The 17,442-nt window shown below is 39.2% G+C and carries 23 protein-coding genes; 14 read left to right on the forward strand and 9 right to left on the reverse strand.

Annotated features, from left to right (window positions below):
- Positions 1–6: 6 nt before the first annotated feature.
- The 3 genes from AC3G7N_RS14185 to AC3G7N_RS14195 all read right to left on the reverse strand — a co-directional run bounded on the left by AC3G7N_RS14185 (position 7) and on the right by AC3G7N_RS14195 (position 4,661).
- Entirely contained in the window at positions 7–3,069 is a 3,063-nt protein-coding gene (locus tag AC3G7N_RS14185) for an efflux RND transporter permease subunit (protein WP_489422824.1), read from the reverse strand.
- Between the two features lie 6 nt (positions 3,070–3,075).
- Positions 3,076–3,933 (reverse strand): efflux RND transporter periplasmic adaptor subunit, encoded by an 858-nt coding sequence (locus tag AC3G7N_RS14190; protein WP_489422825.1) that lies wholly within the window; start codon positions 3,931–3,933, stop codon positions 3,076–3,078.
- A 233-nt stretch (positions 3,934–4,166) separates the two neighbouring features.
- Entirely contained in the window at positions 4,167–4,661 is a 495-nt protein-coding gene (locus AC3G7N_RS14195) for a competence protein ComK (protein WP_489422826.1), read from the reverse strand.
- Positions 4,662–5,005: 344 nt separating this feature from the next.
- Here AC3G7N_RS14195 and gvpQ point away from each other — a divergent pair, with 344 nt between their 5' ends.
- The 12 genes from gvpQ (at position 5,006) to AC3G7N_RS14255 (ending at position 10,830) form a co-directional block, all read left to right on the forward strand.
- A complete protein-coding gene (gvpQ, locus tag AC3G7N_RS14200; protein WP_489422827.1) occupies positions 5,006–5,545 on the forward strand; it encodes a gas vesicle protein GvpQ in 540 nt (179 codons plus the stop codon).
- A gap of 32 nt (positions 5,546–5,577) precedes the next feature.
- Positions 5,578–5,859: a gas vesicle structural protein GvpA gene (gvpA, locus tag AC3G7N_RS14205; protein WP_489422828.1), complete on the forward strand. Its 282-nt coding sequence runs from the start codon at positions 5,578–5,580 to the stop codon at positions 5,857–5,859.
- 76 nt (positions 5,860–5,935) lie between these two features.
- The gene (gene gvpO / locus AC3G7N_RS14210; protein WP_489422829.1) at positions 5,936–6,193 is read left to right on the forward strand and encodes a gas vesicle protein GvpO; all 258 of its coding nucleotides are present in this window, start codon (positions 5,936–5,938) and stop codon (positions 6,191–6,193) included.
- Between the two features lie 19 nt (positions 6,194–6,212).
- Positions 6,213–7,139, forward strand: a complete 927-nt coding sequence (gene gvpN / locus AC3G7N_RS14215; RefSeq protein WP_489422830.1) for a gas vesicle protein GvpN — start codon at positions 6,213–6,215, stop codon at positions 7,137–7,139.
- A 9-nt stretch (positions 7,140–7,148) separates the two neighbouring features.
- Positions 7,149–7,916 carry a GvpL/GvpF family gas vesicle protein gene (locus AC3G7N_RS14220; RefSeq protein WP_489422831.1) on the forward strand — a complete coding sequence of 256 codons (768 nt, stop codon included), beginning with the start codon at positions 7,149–7,151 and terminating at the stop codon, positions 7,914–7,916.
- The gene (locus tag AC3G7N_RS14225) at positions 7,913–8,167 is read left to right on the forward strand and encodes a gas vesicle protein GvpG (RefSeq protein WP_489422832.1); all 255 of its coding nucleotides are present in this window, start codon (positions 7,913–7,915) and stop codon (positions 8,165–8,167) included. Before AC3G7N_RS14220 ends, AC3G7N_RS14225 begins: the two co-directional genes overlap by 4 nt.
- A 15-nt stretch (positions 8,168–8,182) precedes the next feature.
- Positions 8,183–8,986 (forward strand): GvpL/GvpF family gas vesicle protein, encoded by an 804-nt coding sequence (locus AC3G7N_RS14230; protein WP_489422833.1) that lies wholly within the window; start codon positions 8,183–8,185, stop codon positions 8,984–8,986.
- A gap of 14 nt (positions 8,987–9,000) precedes the next feature.
- Positions 9,001–9,261 carry a gas vesicle protein gene (locus AC3G7N_RS14235; protein ID WP_489422834.1) on the forward strand — a complete coding sequence of 87 codons (261 nt, stop codon included), beginning with the start codon at positions 9,001–9,003 and terminating at the stop codon, positions 9,259–9,261.
- Positions 9,242–9,541, forward strand: coding sequence for a gas vesicle protein K (locus AC3G7N_RS14240; protein WP_489422835.1), 300 nt, complete (start codon positions 9,242–9,244; stop codon positions 9,539–9,541). Before AC3G7N_RS14235 ends, AC3G7N_RS14240 begins: the two co-directional genes overlap by 20 nt.
- Positions 9,542–9,572: 31 nt before the next feature.
- Positions 9,573–9,890: a gas vesicle protein gene (locus AC3G7N_RS14245; RefSeq protein WP_489422836.1), complete on the forward strand. Its 318-nt coding sequence runs from the start codon at positions 9,573–9,575 to the stop codon at positions 9,888–9,890.
- Positions 9,891–9,922: 32 nt separating this feature from the next.
- Entirely contained in the window at positions 9,923–10,558 is a 636-nt protein-coding gene (locus AC3G7N_RS14250; RefSeq protein ID WP_489422837.1) for a YtxH domain-containing protein, read from the forward strand.
- Positions 10,559–10,641: 83 nt separating this feature from the next.
- Positions 10,642–10,830, forward strand: coding sequence for a YjfB family protein (locus AC3G7N_RS14255; protein WP_489422838.1), 189 nt, complete (start codon positions 10,642–10,644; stop codon positions 10,828–10,830).
- A 64-nt stretch (positions 10,831–10,894) separates the two neighbouring features.
- Here the strand turns inward: AC3G7N_RS14255 and AC3G7N_RS14260 are convergent, their stop codons facing one another.
- Together AC3G7N_RS14260 and fabZ are read right to left on the reverse strand one after the other, a co-directional pair.
- A complete protein-coding gene (locus tag AC3G7N_RS14260) occupies positions 10,895–11,200 on the reverse strand; it encodes a hypothetical protein (protein WP_489422839.1) in 306 nt (101 codons plus the stop codon).
- A 551-nt stretch (positions 11,201–11,751) separates the two neighbouring features.
- A complete protein-coding gene (fabZ, locus tag AC3G7N_RS14265; RefSeq protein WP_489422840.1) occupies positions 11,752–12,171 on the reverse strand; it encodes a 3-hydroxyacyl-ACP dehydratase FabZ in 420 nt (139 codons plus the stop codon).
- Between the two features lie 132 nt (positions 12,172–12,303).
- Here fabZ and AC3G7N_RS14270 point away from each other — a divergent pair, with 132 nt between their 5' ends.
- Positions 12,304–12,450, forward strand: a complete 147-nt coding sequence (locus AC3G7N_RS14270; protein WP_152640095.1) for a lmo0937 family membrane protein — start codon at positions 12,304–12,306, stop codon at positions 12,448–12,450.
- 44 nt (positions 12,451–12,494) lie between these two features.
- Here the strand turns inward: AC3G7N_RS14270 and AC3G7N_RS14275 are convergent, their stop codons facing one another.
- The 4 genes from AC3G7N_RS14275 to AC3G7N_RS14290 form a co-directional block, all read right to left on the reverse strand.
- Positions 12,495–12,944, reverse strand: coding sequence for a DNA-directed RNA polymerase subunit beta (locus AC3G7N_RS14275; protein WP_489422841.1), 450 nt, complete (start codon positions 12,942–12,944; stop codon positions 12,495–12,497).
- Positions 12,945–12,988: 44 nt separating this feature from the next.
- On the reverse strand, positions 12,989–13,819 hold the full coding sequence (locus AC3G7N_RS14280) for a flagellar hook-basal body protein (protein ID WP_489422842.1): 831 nt from the start codon (positions 13,817–13,819) through the stop codon (positions 12,989–12,991).
- A 10-nt stretch (positions 13,820–13,829) separates the two neighbouring features.
- On the reverse strand, positions 13,830–14,633 hold the full coding sequence (locus AC3G7N_RS14285) for a flagellar hook-basal body protein (RefSeq protein ID WP_489422843.1): 804 nt from the start codon (positions 14,631–14,633) through the stop codon (positions 13,830–13,832).
- Positions 14,634–14,724: 91 nt separating this feature from the next.
- The gene (locus tag AC3G7N_RS14290; RefSeq protein ID WP_489422844.1) at positions 14,725–15,726 is read right to left on the reverse strand and encodes a rod shape-determining protein; all 1,002 of its coding nucleotides are present in this window, start codon (positions 15,724–15,726) and stop codon (positions 14,725–14,727) included.
- Positions 15,727–16,168: 442 nt separating this feature from the next.
- On the opposite strand from AC3G7N_RS14290, the gene AC3G7N_RS14295 reads away from it, so the two are divergent.
- Complete coding sequence (locus AC3G7N_RS14295; RefSeq protein WP_489422845.1) at positions 16,169–17,191, forward strand: nuclease-related domain-containing protein; 1,023 nt, start codon at positions 16,169–16,171, stop codon at positions 17,189–17,191.
- The last annotated feature ends 251 nt before the right edge of the window (positions 17,192–17,442 follow it).

The raw sequence follows: 17,442 nt of genomic DNA on the forward strand, positions 1-17,442 counted from the left end.
AAAGGTTTACCGCCTCTTTCTCCGCCTCGTTATTTTTGCTGTTAAATCATCTAGCAGTGTATAAACGACTGGAATTAACAGTAGTGTAAAGATGCTTGAAATTCCGAGTCCGAATATAATTGTTACCGCAAGTGGTTGCTGTGTTTCTGCACCTTCTCCCAGTGCTAATGCTAGTGGGATCATTGCTAAGACTGTCGTTAATGTTGTCATGAGTATTGGGCGCAGACGACTTGGTCCTGCTTCCAGAATCGCTTCGTAACGATCGACACCTTTTCGCCGTAAAATATTGATATAGTCGACCAACACAATTGAATTGTTAACGACTATCCCGGCGAGCATGATGATTCCGATGAAGGCTGGAATACTCAATGGTAAACCTGTGATAAATAAGCCAACCATGACTCCGACGACAGTTGCTGGCATAGAGAACATGATGATTAATGGAAATAGGAAGTTCTCAAATTGCACGGCCATGACTGCGTATACTAGGAATATCGAGAATATCAAGGCAATGGATAGGTCCCGGAATGATTCGGCCATGTCCTGCGCTTGACCGCCTATCTCATAGCTATATCCTTCTGGTAAACTTAGTTTCTCTAAATTTGATTCGATGTCATCGACAACACTTGCCAGGTCACGATCAACTACTTCGCTTGTTACATTCATTTGTGCTTGTTGATTTTCACGAAGCAATGTGACTGGTCCTTGCACTTCTTCAAATTGCGCTACCGTTTCAAGTGGTATGGACGTTCCAGTTGGTGATTGAATTTTCATATCATGCAAATCATTTATCGTACTGCGTTTGTCTTCTGGATAAATGAGGACGACATTCATTTCATTTCCACTTTCACGGAACTGGGTTGCAACCTGACCAGTAAATTGTAATTGCACTTGGCCAATTATTTGTTGCTCAGTCAGTCCATAAGTTGCCGCTTTGTCTTCATTAATAAGTAAGTTCATTTGTGGTACACCTTCAGATGCGGAAGACTCTGGGTTGTATACGCCATCCACTTCGGAAATAACGTTTACCACTTGATTCGATAAATCAGCTAATACTTCATGCTCTGGACCTTTTAATTGAATTTGAACAGGATCACCTGTCCCCAGTCCTCCTCCAACGGCACTAACGGTAATCTCCGCTCCAACAATCGATTGCAGATCTTTATCCATTTCCTGCACGATGTCGGTTGTCGTTTTTTCCCTGTCGGTTGAAGGAATTAATTGAATGGTGTATGTTCCTGTATTCACACTGGTGCTCGTTGGGTCAAATCCTCCCCCGCCAACACTCACATAGCTCGTTTCCATAACATCCTGATAGTCAGTTAGTTTCTCATTTGTTTTCTCTACAATCGTTCCTGTGTGCTCGAGCGAGCTTCCTGGCTCCGTTTCCACACGAATTTCAATTTGCCCTTGGTCTGATGACGGAATAAATTCCGCTCCTATTAATGGAAACAATGCAAGACTCGCAACAATCGCGAGGAACGTTCCTGCAACGGTTGTCTTCCGGTGCTTGAGTACCCATTTTAATACACTGCGATAGCCAGCATAAACGCGGTCCATCAAGCGGTCAAACCAATAGCGACGTCCTTTATCCTCCATTGCTTTGGATAGTAACTTTGACGAAAGCATTGGTACTAGCGTCACTGACACAACTAATGAAGCGATGAGTGAAAAGGAAACTGCTAGTGCCAGTGGCGTAAATAAATCGGATGCGATGCCCTCTACGTAAACAATTGGCAGAAATACGACCAGTGTTGTGGTAGTTGACGCGATAACTGCTGGTGCTAGCTCGGACGCTCCTTTTGTTGCCGATTCAAATAAGCTATATCCCTTTTGCCTGTATGCGTATATATTTTCCAATATGACAATCGAGCTGTCGACCATCATTCCAATTCCAAGCGCCAACCCGCCAAGCGTTAGAACATTTAATGTTTCGCCCGTAAAATACATTAGGGTAAACGTCGCGATAATCGCGATTGGAATGGATAATCCGATAACGATTGTTGCGCGTAAACTTTTCAAAAATAAGAGTAAAACAAAGAAGGATATGATTCCTCCAATGATGATATTTTGAACAACTGAACTGATCGACATTTCGATGAACTCAGATGTATCGATGATGACATCTAAATTTACGTCTGATGGCAGTTCTTTATTCAGTTCGGATATCCCACCTTTAATGTTTGTTGCGACGTCAACCGTATTCCCATCAGACTTCTTCATGACAGATAATACGATTGATGGTTCGCCGTTCACTAAGGTTAAGGAATTTGACTTTTGGAATGTATCTTTCACCTCAGCGACGTCAGCAATATGAATCGTTGCACCTGACTCCGTCTGAACAATCGTTTGTCTAATGTCTTCAACGGACTCGAGTTCACCAGTAATCCGTATTTGTAAATCCTGACTTCCTTTATCGACAGCTCCAGCTGATGCCGATTGATTCGTACTGTTCAGTGATTGGACAAGTGTTTGTGCTGACACCCCGTATTGACGCATTTTTGCTTGATCTAGAATGAGCTGGATTTCGCGCTCTTTTCCCCCTTCAACCGTGACAGATGCTACACCGCCTTGACGTTCCAGGTATGGCACGATTTGATCATCTGCAACAGCTGTTAATGCTGCAGGGTCCTTCCCTGTTAGACCAACCCACATAACTGGTAGCTGATCCGGGCTGAACCGTAACACACTTGGATCGTCCGCGCCTTCTGGTAGAAAGCCTTTGACTTGATCAATTTTTTCCCTGACATCAATCAGGGATTGGTCTAAATCGACGCCATTACTAAACATCATGATGACTAACGACGAACCGGATTGTGACTGGGATTGAATCGTTTCAACCCCTTCAACAGAACTGATAGCAGATTCGATTGGTCGACTTATTAAATTTTCTACCTCCTGCGGTGCGGCGTCTTCGTATGTAGTTGCTACAACCGCAATAGGCAGTTCAATTTCCGGGAAGAGGTCAATGGTTAGACTTCGAAGGGAAACGACACCTAGCGCAAGAATTGCAAGCACGATCATAATGACGCCAACCGGACGTTTAACAGATGTATTTACTAACTTCAAAATGCATTACCCCTCTTTCACAACGTTGACCTTAGCCCCATCAGATAGCATCAGTTGACCTCTTGTTACAACTTGATCATCCGGTTCCACGTCACCTTTAAAGGCTGTTTTATCTGATTGTGTCTCGATTATTTCAATATTTTTTTCAATCGCTTTTCCGTCTTGAATGATATAAATAAATGATTGGTCACTTTCTTCAACAACCGCTTCTGTTGGTATGATTAACGAGTCTTGAATCGTATTTTCCGGAACGTTCATTTCTGCAACCATTCCTGGTAGAAGGTTATCGTCTTCTTTTGTGATTTTCGCTTCTATGGGATACAGACCCACTTCGTTTGGCAACGTACCAATCGACGTGATTTCTGCATCGATATCGGTTTCGTTAAGTACGACTGGATATTTTTTGCCTTGTTCAAATAAGGATGTCGCTTCTGCAGTGACGGTTAAATTTAGTATTAATTCTTCTAAATCAACGATTACGGCAAGTGGCTCCTGATTGGTTGCAATTGTACCTTCTTCGCCTTGAAGCTGGGCAATTTGACCAGCTGTTTGTGCGTAAATGGTTTGTGTCCCCTGTGCTGACTGAATTACTGCGATTACATCATCTTCTTCCACTTTATCACCATTCTGGACTTCAAGTGACGTGATCTTACCAGGCGCCTGAAGCATGATTGGTGATGTGCTGGACGGAGCCGTCCTTCCATAAATAGAACGGCTCACCACTAAGTCCCCTTTTGTAACGGTTGTCGTTTCAACTGGTGTTACGGTATCTTTTTTCTTGGCACTTTTTTCGTCGTCTTGATTACAAGCGGCAAGTACGGAAATTAGAATTAGTGCTGTCAGCATAATGCGTAATTGTTTCATATGTAAAGTTCCTCTCACTTTCCATTAATTATGTATGAAGATTGCTATATTCTATACGGCTGTATGAGTAAAAAAGATTCATAATTGATGAATTTGTAGACCGTTTAATTCTACCTGTTAGTGTGCCACAAGTACAAAAAATGATTTGTGAATCTTTTCTAACATACTTCAGACGTTGCATTAGGCACTGCTAATTTTTAGCGCACATAAAAAACCGCTATTCGGGCGGTGTTTTAATTTGGACTATTTGGATAGAAAGGATTAGCTCTTCGCCCGAACAATATGGACCGATTAAGCTTTACTATCAGCTGACTTGCTCGTTTGTACTGCATATCCAACGTACTTTCCGATGCGTTTACATACAGCCCGCTTCCGTCCATAAATCCGACGAACGTTTTACCCTCTCGCTTTTCATAAAAGTCGATATGGTAATAAGCCAGCCAAACACACTCTTTACTTTTCGTCGATGCAGTTGGCAGCATATATATCCCTTTTTCTGGTATCACGGGTACTGGAATTTTACTGGTTATTTTCAGGGCATTTTTTGCAGATGTACGCCTACCTGCCAGCGTCGATCCATACATTAAACATGAATCATCAATAATTTGTTCTGGTCTATGTAGTGATTGATACTCATTTTTCCCTTCCAAAATCAGTGATCGATAATAAATTGAATCTTTCGCTATAATCGCTTTTGTTGATTGTTTAATCATAAAAACTGCTGTCATGGCGCACCTCGCAAATTTAATATAAGACTATTGTACTATGTAAAATGACTATTATCTATATATTCTTTTAATTTTGTCTAAAAAATCCATATTTCAGGAGTAATTAAACTATAATCTGTTTGTCTTACTTGTAACAATATTGGATTGACAACTGATTTGTCAGGTTTTTTACGTGACTTCTAAACTGACTTTTAACATAATCCAGCCAAATTATCCCAAGCGGTACAAATTGGTCAGTTTTTCTTTCACATATCAGGGTAAATAATTTTAAACGGGTCGCCTCAAGTGAAAAATCACGCGTTACATTTCACTAATCAAGGGGTTTCTTCCAAAGGGGGGGACGTATGAATGCACCCAAGAAATTAAAAGAACATCAAGGCGCTACAGTTTTTGCAAGTGGTTTCACAGCATTAGCTGCCTCCACTCTTTTAGTTCCTAAGGTTAGAAAGCGTGTGAAAAACGTTATGAAACGTGCAGACGATCCTACTGAACTAAAAGAAGCGGCAAAAAAAGAAGCCAAGCAGGAAATGGCGGAACAAGCACAAAAAAAGTTCAAAGAAGGCATCCAATCGAAAGTGAAGGATGCGGCAGGAAATTTACAAAAGAAGAAAGAAGAAAATGCAACGATGGTCCATGCCAACGCAGAAAAAGTTCAGGAGAAGGCGCAGGTCACATTACTAAAGCTTCGTGAAAAGATTGCTGGCGTGAAGGATGCTGGTGAATCTTTTCAAGAGAAACTAAAGAACAAAACGAGTTCTGATGATAAAATTTCCGGCGTGGAAAATATTAAAGGCGCCACTGACATCAAGAGTTCGACGGAGATCAAAAGTTCCAATAAAATAAAAGGCCCAAAAGATATCCGACATGCTTCAGATATAAAATAGGGCTTTTCAATAGGTGGAGAGGAGCATATTAAATGGCTATACAAAAATCAACAGATAGTTCAAGTTTAGCAGAGGTTATCGACAGAATTTTGGACAAAGGTATCGTTATTGATGCATTTGCTCGTGTGTCTGTAGTTGGTATTGAGTTAATCACAATTGAAGCACGTGTTGTTATTGCAAGTGTCGATACATGGTTACGTTATGCGGAAGCTGTAGGGCTATTACGTGATGATGTAGAGGAAGATGGTCTTGCTGATCGCTTATCTGCACGCTCAAACAGTATTGGGTATGACGAAGAAACAGCAAATGCATAGTACTTGGATAATAGTTCAGAGCCAGGCAACTCTGGCTCTGAACCCATTTAATTCTCGTAAAGGTGAGTGACACATAATGCACATTATGGATGAAGTAAAAGATTTTTTTAATGAATATATCGCACCACCACACAAAATCATTTCCGTTAAAAAGCATGATGAAAGCGGATGGCGTGTGTTAGTTGAAGTAATTGAGGAAAAAGATTACATGAAAAAGTATGCCCATGATCAAATGGTTGGGTTATACGAGGTCTTTCTCGATGATGAGAACAGTGTTACAGGCTTTTCTCGTATCAGTTTACGCTATCGCAGTGTACTTGAAGAACAAGCTTAGCTAGTCTGGAGGATTCAATATGGCTCAAACAAAGGAAAAGAATCAGCAACCACAAAAAGAAATGAATAATGAACTTTATAAACAATCTTCCTATTACAAGGGTTTGATAAAGCGTTCCCTACGCTATCTCTCATCAGGTTATCCCATTCACTTCACTGGTGAATCAGGTATCGGGAAAACAACTCTGGCCCTGCATATTGCCAACCAACGCAAGCGCCCTGTGATGTTGCTTAATGGAAACAAAGATCTATCTAATAGAGATTTGATTGGTGCATTTACAGGTTACAAGAGTAACAAGGTAAAAGATAATTTTGTACGAACCGTTCACAAGACAGAAGAAAATGTAACAGAATCATGGGTGGATGGCAGGCTGCTAGAAGCCGTCAAAAACGGATATACACTTATTTACGACGAATTTACCAGGTCAAAGCCTGAGACGAATAATATCTTTCTTCCTATTCTAGAAGAACGAATATTACCGTTATATGGAACAAAACGAAAAAATTCGTATGTTAATGTCCATCCGGACTTTACGGTTATTTTCACAAGTAATCCAGCTGAATACGCAGGCGTTTTCAGATCGCAGGATGCACTGCTAGACAGAATGATTACCCTGCCACTTGATCAGATGGACGAATCGTCTGAAATCAGAGCCGTCACGAGTAAAACGCAAGTAACCGAAGCTGAGGCAGTAGCTGTTGTTGAATTTGTGTCACGCGTTAGAAATTTGTGCTCAGCTAAACAGGATGGAAATGGTCCCAGTTTACGAGCATCAATCATGATTGCCGAAATGGCGAAACGCTATGAAATCCCAATCAGTGGATCAAATGACGAATTTTGGGACTTATGTTTTGATATCGTTTGGTTCCCATTGCAGGCTTGCAGTGATAGAATCGACGATCGATTGGTTACGAAACTATATACGGAATTCAAAAAAATAAAGTAAGGTGATAACATGGAAACGAAAACGGGCATATACGTGTTTTGTGGGATACAAACGGACCAGACTGATTTATCATTTGGGACGGTCCAATTTGATGAAGAAATACAAGAAACCTACACAATTCATTATAAGGATGCTGCTATGATCGTGGCAGATGTCCCAATGAAAATTTATCATCCTAAAAAGGATAACTTAATGATGCACCAGAACGTTATTTCAACTGTAATGGAAAAAATGAATACCGTGATCCCGATTAGCTTTGGGAATGTTTTCAACTCCAAAGAAGACGTGGTTGCATTACTTGAGAGTTTATATCCACAACTCCAGCAATTATTTCCACAAGTGAAAGGAAAAATCGAAGTAGGCTTAAAAGTCGTTGGTAAAAAAGACTGGCTGGAAAAAGAAATTCATAAAAGCGATGAAGTAGTAGAACAAAAGAAAGTAGTTCACGGTAAGTCTGAAGCAGCAGGATACTTTGACCGTATTCAACTAGGTGAGATGGCTCAGAAGTTTTTCCGTAAGCTACAGGATGATGTGAAAACAGATATTCATGAGGAGTTAACGCCATTAACAGAAGCGGCACAGGTCAACGATCCGATTGGCGAAAAAATGTTGTTAAATGCAGCATACCTCATTGACCGCGGTCAAGAGGAAGCTTTTGATCAAAAGGTAAATGCCATTCATGATAAGTGGATGGATAAGGTGGATTTTAAATATACCGGTCCATGGCCAGCGTATAATTTCATCAATATTAAACTAAAGGTGGAGGAACCTTCATGATTCAAAAACTCTTCACATCCCCAATGAATCTTGTTGTAAAAATTGGAGAAAAGGTACAAGAAGAAGTGGATAAAGAGTTTTTCGATTTGGAACACATTCAAAAGAAATTGATTCACTTACAAATGATGTATGAGTTAGAAGAAATAAGTGAAGAAGCATATAAGGAACAGGAAGATGAACTATTGGTCCGCTATGAAATTGCTAAAAAACGCGAAATGGATCAATGGAATGAACTTACAAAGCGCGAATAAAGCGAGGAAGTTATGATGGCAAACTTAATTTATTTATACGGAATTATAACTACTAAAGAAGTACTAAACCAGCCCCTCCCACTGGTAAATGGAATCGATAAAAATAACGCAATATACACCATTACTATTGGGGATGTGGAGGCTGTTGTCTGTCATGTTGATCAGACTGAATACAGTGAAAAGGCACTGGAAGAAAAAATGAATCGTGTGGAATGGCTTCAAGAAAAGGCATTCCATCATCATGAAATGCTGATGCAACTTCACGAGAAGTATACCGTCATTCCGATGAAGTTTTGCACGATTTATCAAAACGAATCCAGCTTAATCAATAAGTTAGATGAGCCAAAAGAAAGATTGGCAGCATCACTTGACTATTTAACAGATAAAGAAGAATGGAACCTGAAAATATATTGTGACAACAACCAACTTCGAGAATCCATGCTTGCGCACAATTTAACTATAAATGAAAAGAAAAAGGAAATAGAAAAACTATCCCCTGGTAGGCAGTATTTAGAGAAAAAAAAGCTCGATCAGTTAATTGATCAGGAAACAGATAAAGAAAAGGACTCATTTTCTATTAGCCTCCACGGGGAATTGAAGAAATTTAGTATTGCGAATGAGGTAAAGAAAAATTGGAATAAGGACGTGACTGGCAGAACAGAAGAAATGTGCTGGAATAGCGTGTATCTACTTGAATTAGATACTGTTGAAGAATTCCTTTCCAAAATAAAAACGCTTAAAGAAAAGTGGGGAAAATCTGGCTGGATCCTTGAGTTAACTGGTCCATGGCCTGCCTACCACTTTGCCAATATAAGTTAAGGTGAGGGATTGACATGTCAGAACGAAAAGCTTATGAAAATAAAGATGTTGCCCTTATTGATATTTTAGATGTTGTGTTAGACAAGGGAGTAGCCATTAAGGGGGATCTCATCCTCTCTATTGCAGGCATAGATTTGGTGTACTTAGATTTGCGAATTCTTATCTCGTCTGTTGAAACACTCGTCCAATCAAATCGCGAAACAGCTGAACAATTATCATCAAAACGATTTAAACAAGAAGAGGAGGCGTTAGACCGTGTCATCAACAAATCTTGAACACAAACCAACAAAAAGTGGCCGGATTAACCTTGATCCAGAGAAAGCTGAACAGGGACTCGCCCAACTCGTATTAACTGTAATTGAGCTTTTACGTGAACTAGTAGAACGACAAGCACTACAACGTGTTGATGGCGGAACACTGACAGAAAGCGAAATAGAACAGCTCGGTGTCTCCCTCATGAACTTAGAAACAAAAATGGATGAACTAAAAGAAATTTTTAAGCTAACAGATGAAGATTTGAATATCGACCTTGGCCCGTTAGGGAATTTACTTTAGATGTTTTAAAAAGCTTTAAGGAGGGAAAACAATGCCTATCGAACAATCAACCAACTCAAGTAACCTTGTGGACGTTTTAGAAACCGTTTTAGATAAAGGTGTTGTTATTGCAGGTGACATTCGAGTTGGAATTGCGGATGTTGAGTTATTATCTATCAAGATTCGCCTCATTATCGCATCCGTTGACAAGGCAAAAGAAATTGGGATGGATTGGTGGGAAACTGACCCATTTCTAAATTCACAATCCGCCTTGCAGGATCAAGATAAACTGAAAGAAGAAAACCAACAACTTCAAAAACGACTCGATGCCCTCGAACAAAAAATGGCAGATGGGAATCGGTTGAAATAAATGTATTATTAAATTCAAGGAGGAAATAAATCATGGCAGAATTAAAAAAGAAAGCACAGAAGAAAGCAGCGAAAAATGTAGTAAAGAATAACAAGAACGTCATTACAGCAAGCGTTGTTAGTGGAGTTCTAGGTTCTGTAACATCCCTTTTACTTGCACCAAAATCAGGTAAAGAGCTGCGTGGCAATATTTCAGAGCAAGTTACAAGCGCAAAAGATAAAACAGTTGAATTAAGTGACAGTACCAAAACAAAATTTGGTGATCTTAAAACCAGCACCTCAGAAAAGTCAAAAAAACTAGCGAATAAATTTAAGCGCAAGGATAAAGACGAAGATGCGGAAGAAGATCAAGAAGAATCGGAGTTACAGTCAACTGAACTGGATGAAGCCCAGGGAAATGAATCAGAACAAGAAGAGCCTGATGATGAAGTAGAAGCTGACAAAGCCGAAGTTTCAGAAAGTGAAGATGATAATAAAGAAGAGTCGCCTCAATCAAGCGAATCGGAAAAATTAACTCCTAAGAAAAAACCAGCAGCAAGTAATAAATTATCATCAGGAAAGTCAGACAAAAAAACTTCTGCAACAACCAACAATGCAAAAAAGGACGAATCAAAAACCGGTAACAGTAGTAGTAAAACTGCTTCTTCAAAAAAGAAAGTAACGAATTAATAGGCTAACTGCAGCATAGTTGGTGGATTTGGTAAATTTTATGGTATACTACCCTTAAAAGATAGAACTTTGGAGGTATCATCATGGATATTGCCGCGCTATCTGTCGTCATGGCGAACCAGCAAGTTCAAGCTGGCGCAGGACTTTCGATCATGAACAAATCGATGGGTGTCATGGAGCAACAAAACCAACAGCTATTGGATATGCTTAAAACAAGTGGTGTCCAAGCTCCACATCCATCGCTTGGAAAAGTGGTCGACGTACAGGCTTAGTAACATAAAAAAATGACAGGACTCTTATTAGGGTCCTGTCATTTTTGATGGTAAAAGTGATTCATTACTTGTTTTCTTCCTCTTCAACCATTCCATCATCACCTGTACCGGTGCCACCTTCGCCATTACCATTCATGCCACCATCAGTGCCGGTGCCACCTTCGCCATTGCCATTCATGCCACCATCAGTGCCACCTTCGCCATTGCCATTCGTGCCACCATCAGTACCAGTGCCACCTTCGCCATTGTTTTCTTCTTGATTAAGTGGAGCTTCCTCGTTAGCTGGGTCTTCCTCATTCGTTCCACATGCTGTTACAAGGGTTAACGCTAAAACTGGTGCACCTAACTTTATTAAAAGTTCCTTTTTCATTGTATTTCCTCCTTTAAATGTCACTTTCGCCATTAGCTTAACCATAAATCAAAATGTAATACTACTTTTTTGAAGAAATATTTCAGGTTAACTACTGACAGCAGATTTCACATTTAAAAAAGAGCAACCCGGAAAAAACTAAGTAGTTCAGTTTTGGAGTACAAACAGTAAGAATGTAAAGCAAATTGAGCATTGAATTACAGAGCAATTTGATGTTCTTTTTATATTGTCATAATAAAGGTTAGTTGCGTTTTGTAAGGTAATTTACAACCGAAAATGTACCTTACTTTACAAGAAGTAATTATTGAACGTTTGCAATTGAGGTGCAAAAACCATTACAAATTGGCACACAAAAAAAGAGCAAATTCCTATTCGGGAAATGCTCAATTAATTGTGACGTAAATCGTTAGTTGATTTTGGATGGAAATGTGCTTGCTTTCCGCGAAAGGGAGTGAATTCCCTCACCATCAACAGTAGACCTCCTTGCTATTTAACATATAAATTCGATTACAAATTCATATGAAAAAGCAGGTCACTCCCAAATCAACTTATTACTTTATCGCAAACATTATTTCAGCTTCACAAGCGATTTCTCCATCAACCGTTGCGATGGCTTTTCCTTTTCCAATCGGCCCTTTGATTCTAACAATTTCAACTTCGAGCTTAAGCTGGTCGCCAGGCTTAACCTGACGTTTAAAACGACATTTATCAATCCCAGCAAGGAAACCAATTTTCCCTTTATTTTCTTCAATGCCAAGTACCGCTATTGCACCAACCTGAGCAAGCGCTTCAAGAATAAGTACACCTGGCATTACAGGATAATCGGGAAAATGGCCTTGGAAAAACGGTTCATTGATGCTCACATTTTTTAGTCCAGTAACACTTTTACCAACCTCGACTTCCGTTACCTTATCAACTAATAAAAAGGGATAACGATGTGGGATGGTCTCTTTGATTTCTTGTATATCCATGATTAGCGCTCCTTCATGTTTTTTTATGTAAAAAGTGGACATGTTAAGTAGTACCTAATACGTATTATAGCAAAAATATGTTTGACTTTGTCAGTTGAAAACAACTATTCGTGAATAGAAAGGAGAACTTATATGCTTTGGACAATATTAATTATCTTGTTAATTCTTTGGGCTTTTGGATTTCTTTTTGAAATTGCTGGTGGACTGATCCATATATTACTAGTTATAGCCTTAATTGTCTTCATTTATCGAATGGTTACAGGCAGAAAAGGAGATTAAGTTAATTTAAAGAAGCATGGCTACAAATTAGCCATGCTTTTTATCTATTCTTTTTTCGTTACTATTTCAATTATATGGCGCCAGGTATCCATGTCAAGTGCATCACTTGGTTTACCACTTCCAATTATGCCGTAACCAACGATAGCACCCACAACGAGCGCTATTGCACATAAAAGAAGAACTACTATAATCCGTAACCAGATAGGAAAAGCACGACGCCTAGGCTTTTTATTTTGCTTCTTTTCAGCCTTTTGTTTTGCTTTTTGTTGCTTACGTGTCATAGTTTCTGAGGATAATTCTTCTTCTTGCATCGCCTTTTGACGACTCCGAGTAGTTTTCCCTGAAGATATTCCTTTTAGCTTAGTTTTCTTCTTTGGAATTTTCTTCTTCAGTTCCGTAGATAGCTTTTTCAAGCTGTCCACCAGCTTAGTCCACGCCTTGGAACGTCTTGTTTTTCTCTCTTCAGTTTTTACTTCTGGTTGGCTATTTGACATGGTTTGTTTCTCCTTACCTGCTTGAAAAATTCACACTAAATTAGTTACCGTAATTGATTTACAAGACCCATCATTTGATCGCTCATTGAAATAGTCTTGGCATTAAATTGATACGAACGCTGCGTTTTAATTAAGTCCGTCATTTCCTTTGATATATCTACATTCGACCGTTCCAATGCCCCACTTTTTAACAGTGTATCATTTGGATTAGTCGCTTGAATAATCTCATTCTGATTATAACCCAATTCCTGAAGATCTGGTAAGCGAAATGCATTTTGTCCAGTTGCTTCCAGTAATCTCGGGCGAACTGTTTCAACAATCGAAAATCTACCAGCTTCTTGCGTTTCATTTCCACGCTTCACAACAATTTGGCCATTGTCACGAATTGATATAGACTCAAACCCAGCAGGAATAACGATTGGACCATTTTCTCCAATCACAGGGTTCCCGTCATTTGTCGTCAACATGACAGCTTGATTGTTGTTTACTGGTGAAAGGTAAAATGCACCCGATCTGGTATAACGCGTTTCGGCAACTCCATTTTCAGTCACCTGAATTTGGAAAAGATGATTTTTTTCAAGAAGCGCTGTATCGAGTCCTCGGCCGGTTTCCGTTATTGCACCTAACGACAGATTTATGTTAGTTGAACCGAGTTTAGCACCCGTTCCAATCCGCAATCCATCAGGTGTTAGACGGCCTTCAGCATTTGCAGGATCTTTCATGTTGTTAATTTGCTGGAACAATAAGGAAGAAAAATCTGCTTGGCGACTCTTATAGCCGGTTGTTTGGCTATTTGCCAAATTGTTACCAATCAAATCGAGTTTATTCTGCAGCTGATTCATCGTAACTGCTGCCTGTATCATGGTTCTTGACATGAAAGCCCTCCTAGCCTAGTCGTCCGACCTCGTTAACCGCTTTTCCCATACTCTCATCATATGCTTTTAAGACGCGTTGATTCGTTTCAAACATACGATATGACTCCATCATTTGTGTCATTGCTTGAAGTGAATCCACATTAGACCGCTCTAAAAAACCCTGCTGAATGGTATATGTTGTCCCGGCAGGAGCTGCACCTGCATCACCAGTGAACAATCCATTTCCCTCTTTTGCCATTTGATTGGCATCTGGCGTATACGCAATTCCTAAGGGTATATTTTGCCCATCTACCTGAACATTTCCGTCTTGAGTTACCGTAAAGTCAAGTCCATTTGTTTGGATTCGATTACCAGCTTGATCCAGTACATAATATCCTTGATTCGCAACTAAAAAACCTTGTCCATCAACGGTGAAATTACCATTTCTGGTATAGCGCTGCTCACCTGCTTCATTTTGTACGGAGAAGAACAATGCTCCAGTTTCATCTGGTAAAACGCCATTAATTAAAGCCATATCAGTCGATATTCCTGTTTCACGAATATCACCTTGGATAAACTTTGGCACGTTTTCCTGTACATAAACGCCTGTGTTCAATGTTCCAATCGAATAATTTCCAGGTACGTTAAAGCCACGCTCGGTTGGAAGCTCAGTCCCCCCCATTTGTTTCATCAACATTTCAGGAAATGCACGTAATGTAGGCTGATCCGCTTTATAGCCTGGCGTATTTACATTAGAAATATTATTTGCCAATGCTTCCTGACGACGTTGCTGTGCAATCATTCCACTTGCGGCAGTATAAAATCCTCGTAACAAAACGTTCAACCCCCTTAATAGATTGGAAAAGCGAGTATATCTATATAGAAAGACTTCTATTTAAAAAGTGTTTAGATACTTTTTTAAAAAATTACAAAGCTCTCTTACGTTCAATTTTATCAATGTTTTCAAGCATAATCCCTGTTCCTCTTGCAACGCAATTCATCGGCTCGTCTGATAAAAATACAGGTACTTTTAATTCTTCGGCTAGCAATTGGTCTATGCCATGGATCAACGCTCCACCACCGGTCAAAATAATCCCGCGATCAATAATATCCGCAGATAATTCAGGCGGTGTACGTTCCAACACTCGCTTTGCACCTTGCGTAATTAGATTAGCTGATTCCTTAAGCGCACTAGATATTTCATCTGAATAAACCGTAATCGTACGTGGCAAACCGCTCACCATGTCACGTCCACGAATATCCATTTCTTCTTTACGTGAATTCTCGAAAACAGTCGCCACATTAATTTTAATTTGTTCAGCTGTACGTTCTCCAATAAGCAATTTATAATGCTTCTTTATGTATTGGAGAATTTCCGCGTCAAATTTATCGCCAGCCATTTTGATTGACTCTGCCGTTACAATATCACCCATTGAAAGAACAGCTATATCTGTCGTTCCCCCACCGATATCAACAACCATATTTCCACTGGGTTGGAAAATTTCCATCCCCGCACCGATTGCTGCTACTTTTGGTTCCTCTTCTAAGTATATCTTTTTACCGCCTGATTTCTCGGCAGCCTCTCTTATAGCTTTTTGCTCAACCTTTGTAATATTAGTCGGACAACAAATCAACATTCTTGGTTTTGATAAAAATCCACGAACATTAATCTTATTTATAAAATGCTTTAACATCGCTTCTGTTACATCAAAGTCAGCAATAACCCCATCTTTCAATGGACGAATGGCTTCAATATTACCTGGTGTACGTCCAACCATGCGCCACGCGGATTCGCCTACTTCTAAAACTTTTCCAGTAGTCTTATCCATCGCCACAACAGATGGTTCATTTAATACAATTCCTTTACCTTTTACATGAATTAAAACATTGGCAGTTCCAAGGTCAATTCCAATATCACGAGAAAACATTAATTTAGATCCTCCCTGTTCACAATTACTATCTCACATTTGTCAACGAACACAATGCTACTAATATTATATTTTACCACAAAATGTCTAAAATTAATGCAAATAAACAAAAATTACGCGTGATTTTTCGACTAATTGAGACAGGACTTATCAAGAGTTATGAAATATTACGTTTTATTTGAATCAGATCTCACCTGTAACTTTAATCCGGAATTGAGCGTTGATTTATCGGAGCGAGTGTTGATATCTGGGATTGATTGTTGATTTATCGGGGCGAGTGTTGATATCCGGATTTGAACGTTGATTTATCGGGGCGAGTGTTGATATCCGGGATTGAGCGTTGATGTCTGGGATTGATTGTTACTATTCCTTTATTTTTTTAAAGGATTTTTTTAAATCATGTTGAATTATAACTATACAACAAAATAAGGAGTGACTTTTATTGTACTTGACTTTTAGAAAAAAGCCGTATTCCGTGTTAACTTATGAGGCATTGTTTCGAAGGTTATTACCCAAGCATAGGGATAACGAATTCATACGCGGAAAATATCTATCCGAAGTTTCCGGGTATATTGGAGAGAAGAATGTTGATTACAAACTTTCTCTTTACCCATTTAAGGACACACTTGTTATTCAGGGTATCCGTCTTAAAAATGGCTCTCATCACTTTCAAATTGACACCTTAATTCTCAGCCAGTATTTTATCTGCATTTTAGAAATAAAAAATTATAAAGGAACAGTTGAGTATGATTCCAATTTCCAGCAGTTTATTCAAACTATTGGTGATGAGAAGAAAGGATATCGAAACCCAATTTATCAGGCAGAGGCCCAAAAAGATAACTTGGAGGCATTGCTACAAGTGATGCAAATTTATGAAATTCCAATTGATTATCTGGTGGTAATTAGTGACCCGCGTACAATTATCAAGAGTAATCAGGGAATGAAGGAAGTATATGATAAAATTATCCATGCTGATAGCCTTCCAATTTATTTGAATAAAATGAGGGAACGATATAAAAAAGAGGTAACAAGCAAATCAGCACTAAATAAGATTTATCAAACTCTTTTAAAGATGCAAATTCCATTACAACCTCAATTATTAAATCAGTTCCAATTAACCGATCGGCATTTGGTTAAAGGGGTTACTTGTCCTGCTTGTCAGCGTTCTCCAATGATTCGTTCCCATCGGGCCTGGCTTTGTAAGGAATGCCTTGCAACAAATAAAGATGCCCACAAACAGATCCTCTTTGATTACTTTCTACTTCATAACCGAATGATTACCAACAAAAAATGTAAGGAACTTCTACAAATAAACTCTGGTAGTGTGACGTATACTTTACTAAATTCAATGGGGCTGAATTGTTCCGGGAAAAATAAAGGCAGACATTATTTAGCACCACTTAAAGATGATTACCCACAAGATTCGTTCGTCCCAATCCAAAATAAACGATTAATTTTTGACTAGGAAGATGTTCCAAAATTGGGAGGACAATTAGATATCTCAGCTCGAATGTTGATTTATTGGATGAAGCGTTGATATCCCAGCTCGAATGTTGATTTATCAGATGAAACGTTGATATCCTAGCTCGAATGTTGATTTATCAGATGAAACGTTGATATACCAGCTCGAATGTTGATTTATCAGATGAAGCGTTGATATCCCAGCTCGAATGTTGATTTATCAGATGAAGCGTTGATATCCCAGCTCGAATGTTG

The organism is Virgibacillus carmonensis (assembly GCF_057836705.1).

Coding starts and splice junctions, on each gene's coding strand:
- AC3G7N_RS14290 (WP_489422844.1), bottom strand. CDS start 15,726: ATGTTTTCTCGTGATATTGGAATTGACCTTGGAACTGCCAATGTTTTA.
- AC3G7N_RS14220 (WP_489422831.1), top strand. CDS start 7,149: ATGGAAACGAAAACGGGCATATACGTGTTTTGTGGGATACAAACGGAC.
- AC3G7N_RS14190 (WP_489422825.1), bottom strand. CDS start 3,933: ATGAAACAATTACGCATTATGCTGACAGCACTAATTCTAATTTCCGTA.
- gvpO (WP_489422829.1), top strand. CDS start 5,936: ATGCACATTATGGATGAAGTAAAAGATTTTTTTAATGAATATATCGCA.
- AC3G7N_RS14230 (WP_489422833.1), top strand. CDS start 8,183: ATGGCAAACTTAATTTATTTATACGGAATTATAACTACTAAAGAAGTA.
- AC3G7N_RS14280 (WP_489422842.1), bottom strand. CDS start 13,819: ATGTCAAGAACCATGATACAGGCAGCAGTTACGATGAATCAGCTGCAG.
- gvpQ (WP_489422827.1), top strand. CDS start 5,006: ATGAATGCACCCAAGAAATTAAAAGAACATCAAGGCGCTACAGTTTTT.
- gvpN (WP_489422830.1), top strand. CDS start 6,213: ATGGCTCAAACAAAGGAAAAGAATCAGCAACCACAAAAAGAAATGAAT.
- AC3G7N_RS14225 (WP_489422832.1), top strand. CDS start 7,913: ATGATTCAAAAACTCTTCACATCCCCAATGAATCTTGTTGTAAAAATT.
- AC3G7N_RS14260 (WP_489422839.1), bottom strand. CDS start 11,200: ATGAAAAAGGAACTTTTAATAAAGTTAGGTGCACCAGTTTTAGCGTTA.
- AC3G7N_RS14250 (WP_489422837.1), top strand. CDS start 9,923: ATGGCAGAATTAAAAAAGAAAGCACAGAAGAAAGCAGCGAAAAATGTA.
- AC3G7N_RS14255 (WP_489422838.1), top strand. CDS start 10,642: ATGGATATTGCCGCGCTATCTGTCGTCATGGCGAACCAGCAAGTTCAA.
- AC3G7N_RS14195 (WP_489422826.1), bottom strand. CDS start 4,661: ATGACAGCAGTTTTTATGATTAAACAATCAACAAAAGCGATTATAGCG.
- AC3G7N_RS14245 (WP_489422836.1), top strand. CDS start 9,573: ATGCCTATCGAACAATCAACCAACTCAAGTAACCTTGTGGACGTTTTA.
- AC3G7N_RS14235 (WP_489422834.1), top strand. CDS start 9,001: ATGTCAGAACGAAAAGCTTATGAAAATAAAGATGTTGCCCTTATTGAT.
- gvpA (WP_489422828.1), top strand. CDS start 5,578: ATGGCTATACAAAAATCAACAGATAGTTCAAGTTTAGCAGAGGTTATC.
- AC3G7N_RS14275 (WP_489422841.1), bottom strand. CDS start 12,944: ATGTCAAATAGCCAACCAGAAGTAAAAACTGAAGAGAGAAAAACAAGA.
- fabZ (WP_489422840.1), bottom strand. CDS start 12,171: ATGGATATACAAGAAATCAAAGAGACCATCCCACATCGTTATCCCTTT.
- AC3G7N_RS14270 (WP_152640095.1), top strand. CDS start 12,304: ATGCTTTGGACAATATTAATTATCTTGTTAATTCTTTGGGCTTTTGGA.